The sequence below is a fragment of the Paenibacillus sp. 01T422 genome, assembly GCF_056398785.1.
The window spans coordinates 1-4,866 of sequence record NZ_JBFTQB010000474.1; the positions used below are offsets into that span (position 1 = coordinate 1).

The 4,866-nt window shown below is 46.7% G+C and carries 1 protein-coding gene; it reads left to right on the forward strand.

Translation table 11 applies throughout. From position 1 onward, the window contains the following. A partial coding sequence (locus AC1DUA_RS23475; RefSeq protein WP_477502068.1) for an S-layer homology domain-containing protein occupies positions 1–4,866 on the forward strand: 4,866 nt, incomplete at both ends.

Consider the following 4,866-nt stretch of genomic DNA (forward strand, 5'->3'; position numbering starts at 1 on the left):
GACCGAAGTCGTTCCGGATTCCACGAATGTGGGCTCGGCGGACGGTTATGAGTTCATTGAAGTTTATAACAATACGGATCAGCCCGTTAATTTCAAAGACTATAAAGTCGTCTACCGTTACACGGATTCAGGTCCAGATGCAGACGTTCCATGGCCTGCGGACAAAGAAGACATGATGATCCCTTCAAAAGGTATACTCGTCTTCTGGATCATCAACAACCAGAACGGGAACTCAACAGCAGCTGACTTCAATGCCAACTACGGAACGAACCTTCTAGAAGGCACTAACCTTGTACGCGTGCACAGCGACGGGATGGCGAATGCCTCTAACCGTGGCCTAGTAATTGCGACGAATACGGGCATCGAGCTGTCTACAGCTTATTATATCAATGGCGATTCAAAGGCCAATAAAGGGATTTTGTATAAATATCCGTCTGACGGCAGCAAAACGATGATCAAATACAGCTCGACCGTTGCAGCGGCAACACCGGGTTCCGTAGATCAGGTTCAAGTGCCGCCACAGACCGTGAAGGTCACTCCGGATACACTTAAGCCTACGCTCAATGATTTGACCAAAGAGAATACAATCGAACAAGCCCTAGATCTCGAAATTATCGGTGAGGCTAAGGACGAAACATCGCTCAAAACAGTAGCCCTCTACTATAAAACAGACAAGCAGTCCCAATACAACAAGAGATACTTGAAAGAGAGCTTTGCGGATACGTTATACCATTATATGATCTATTCGCCTGAACTTATCGGAAACTCTTACGTGGACTATTATTTCACAGCTTCCGACGGCACGAATGAGACCATCACCCAAACGAAACGTGTTCAAATCCAAGGTGGTTCGGACCATTCCAGCCTACGCTTGAATGTGAAAGACGGTGACGTCGTTTCGCAAACGAAAGTGTTGAAGGGAACAGGTGAAGGCGTTAATCCAGACAGCCTGAAACTATCCATCGACGGCAGCGAGCTAACGCAGTCGACTTATCATGCCGTGGAGCATGATGCCTTCTTCGCTTTTGAAGTCATGGGCGTGAACTACTATTTCAAAAATGGGATTACCCAAGGGCAGGAAATTCTCTCAATTTTCCAAGACCCGATTAATAGCTACAAAACATTATCCATTCCATTAAAAGCCGAGCGTCTCAAAGAAGGTAGCAACGCGTTCCAGATTCGTGCTGGTTCCAAAGCTTCACCGTTCGACGACCGTCCGGAAGAGAATAAAGATAACTTCGAAGTGAAGAACGTTCGTCTCGTCTTTGCCGACGGTACGGTGGTGTATGACGCGAAATATAGCGATCCTAACAAGGTGATCAAAATAGGGGATTCCTCCGGTCTGTTGCCGGTGATCGATTTCAACTTCGTTATTCCGTCCACTCAGCTGGCTTCCAAAGCTTATAATTGGAACACGACTTCAACAGCTGACGGCAATCATCAGGTTACAGTCAGCGATACCACAGGCGGGATGGTTACTTCCAACGTGCAGGTGGATAACACAGCTCCTGTTGTACAGCCTTCCATTGAGGAAGGGGAAATGTACCGTGGCAGCTTCACAATCGATGCGATCGTATCGGATGCATTGGCTGGTGTAGACAAGGTTGAGGCCCTACTAGACGAGCAGCCAGTCACGCTGCCGATGGCTACTTCATCCTCACAACTGCCGGGTGGAACGCATGTTTTCAACGTTAAGGCTACGGATAAAGTTGGTAATGTGAAGGAAGTAACGATTCATTTCGAAGTGCCTAATGAGATGCCGGATATGCCTGATCTGATTGCTCCTAGTCAAGGTGCGAGTGATGTGGCTCCGAACGCTTCCTTGAGCGTGAAAGTAACCGATCCGATGAACGACGACTTGAAGGTCACGTTCAATCAAGGCTTCAAATACGATGCAAGCACACAGGGAACGTTCAGCGGTTATCGCGGCGCTGCGGACACAGAGCCTCCGAAGCAGGAGAAGCCTGCAAGTGAGGTGGCTATGACCCCTGAAGATTACAGCAAAATTAGCAGCGTTGACGGCAACTATCTGACCGATGATGCTGTCGAGAAGTTCCCTTACCAACGTTTTGAGATTGCGTTAGACCCTGCGATTCAAAGCACAGACGCAGTCGTCATTGACTGGAAAGGGAAGTCCCTGGAAGGCCGCAAAGTTTCTTTATACGCATGGAGCCCAAGCAAGCTGGAGTGGAACGCTTTGAAGACCGTTATTGCGGGCAGTGAGGACTTCGAGCTGAAAGCGAACGTTCAAGCCGGCGATTATGCCAATAGCGGGAAAATTCAAGTAATGGTACAGGATGAAATTGCCGTCACGCAGAATCAAGCCGCTGACAGCGACTATGATTTCTCCTTCGTGTGGATGTCTGATACCCAGTACTATTCCAAGAGCTATCCTTATATCTATCAAAAAATGGTGAAATGGATCTCCGATCACAAAGAAGACAACAAAATTAAATACGTTATTCATACAGGCGACATCGTAGATAACGCCGATCAAGAGTACCAATGGATTGAAGCCGATAAAGATATGAAAGTTTTGGAAACGGCGGGGATCCCTTACGGGGTGCTAGCAGGTAACCATGACGTAGGCCACCAAGACAATGATTACAGCTATTACGACAAGTGGTTTGGCGAGGATCGTTTTAAAAACCAACCTACTTACGGCGAATCTTATGATAACAACCGCGGCCACTATGACTTAATTTCCTCGAACGGTAACGATTTTATCGTTGTTTACATGGGTTGGGGTTATGGAGACAAAGAGATTGACTGGATCAACGAAGTGTTGAAAAAGTATCCGAACCGCAAAGCGATTCTGAACTTCCATGAATTCATGCTCGTTTCCAATAACCGCGCGCCAATGGCGGAAAAAGTTTTCGAGCGTGTAATTAAGCCGAATAAGAACGTAATTGCTGCTCTATCTGGTCACTATCACGATGCTGAGCTGAAAGTCGATCCAATTGACGATAACGGCGACGGCGTTCCAGACCGCAATGTGTATCAAATGCTGGCAGACTACCAAGGAGCGCCAGAAGGTGGACTTGGGTATATGCGATTGATGCAATTTGATTTGGCACATGGCAAAATCAATATGAAGACTTATTCACCTCATTTGGATGATTATAACTACTATGAGCCGAATGAATATCCTGGGAAAGACGAGTTCAGCCTCGATCTGAATCTGGATGCGGTGACCAAACGCGTTGCCACAGATTATATCGGTGTGAACGTGTATACGAACAAAACGATTGGAAGCGTCGCGAGTGTGAAAAGCGGGGAAAACGCTTCGGTGACGTGGCCGAACCTTGCTCAGAATACGACCTATCAGTGGTATGCTGTCGCAGAGGATGCGTATGGCGGTTTGAGACAGTCGGATATATGGAAGTTCACGACTGGAACGGTGACGACGGATCCGTCCGATTCGATCAATGATTTGAGCGGACTAAGCCTGATCACGGGAAAACTCAACGAGCAGTTTGAGGCATCAAGAACGAATTACACACAATCAGTTGCGAACAACGTTGAAAGCGTGAAGGTTACTCCATCAGCAGCGAGTGCTTCGGCAACAGTGAAAGTTAATGGCGTGCAAGTTGCAAGTGGTCAAGAGAGTAGCGCGCTTCCTCTTCAAGTAGGGGAAAACACAATTACCGTAGTTGTTACCGCTAAAGACAACACAAGCAAAATCTACACCATTGTTGTCACAAGGTTGAGTAACAATACATTGTTAACCAACATAACGACAGATAAAGGCACGCTAAGTCCTGCGTTCACTGCTACACAGTCCGATTACATTGTTGATGTAGCTTATGGTGTTACAAGCTTGAACCTGAATGTAACCAAAGATGAAACACACCAAGAATTAATGGTAACGGGTGCTGAGAATAGCTCTGTTTCCGGCAATGTGTACATGTACACAGTTTCAAATCTGGTTGTTGGTTCTACTCCAATCCAAGTTGAGGTTACAGCGCAGGATGGGACGAAGAATGCGTACAATCTGACAGTAAAACGCGCAGCTGATACATCATCGGATTCTGACTCAGGTTCTGATTCTGGCTCTGGACCATCTTCACCATCTGCTCCAATTGACACTAAAGTTACCTCGACAGATGGTAAGCTAACACTTCCAGTAGGTAGTACGGGCGAAGTTAGCTACGAAAATGCGGTTACCGTCGCAATTCCGGCAGATGCTTCATTGAAAGAATTGAAGTTGACTATTGAGAAGCTGAATGAAACGAAGGATCTTTTGACAAATAATGAGGTTCTAGCAAGTCCGATCTATGAGATCCTCAAAAACTTCACCGAGAACTTCAATAAGCCGGTCACCTTGACGTTTACTTTCGATCCAGCAACCTTGAAGGGCGGCCAAAAAGCAGCTGTCTTCTATTATGACGAAGTGAACAAGCTGTGGATGGAAGTAGAGGGTGGTAAGGTCAATGGTAATCGCATTACGGTAGAGGTTAATCACTTTACGAAGTATGCCGTTATGGCAGTTGGTTCAACCGTAGTGGAGCCAACAACGCCGGCCATTTCCTTGAACGATATCAAAGGACACTGGGCAGAAAATAACATTCTTGAATTGGTAAAAGCGGGATCCATTAACGGTTATGAAGATGGCACATTTAAACCGGAGAACCGCATCACACGAGCAGAATTCGTTTCAATCGTGGTGAAATTCCTGAAATTAAACGAGCAAGGCAGCAGCAATGAATTCGCTGACGCAGCGAACCACTGGGCGAAGAACGCAATCGCCACAGCTGCAGCGCAAGGCATTATCACAGGATACACAGATACAACCTTTGGTCCGGATGATTTCATTACCCGTGAGCAAATGGCGGTAATCATGGTTCGTGCCGCTCATTTGGACAC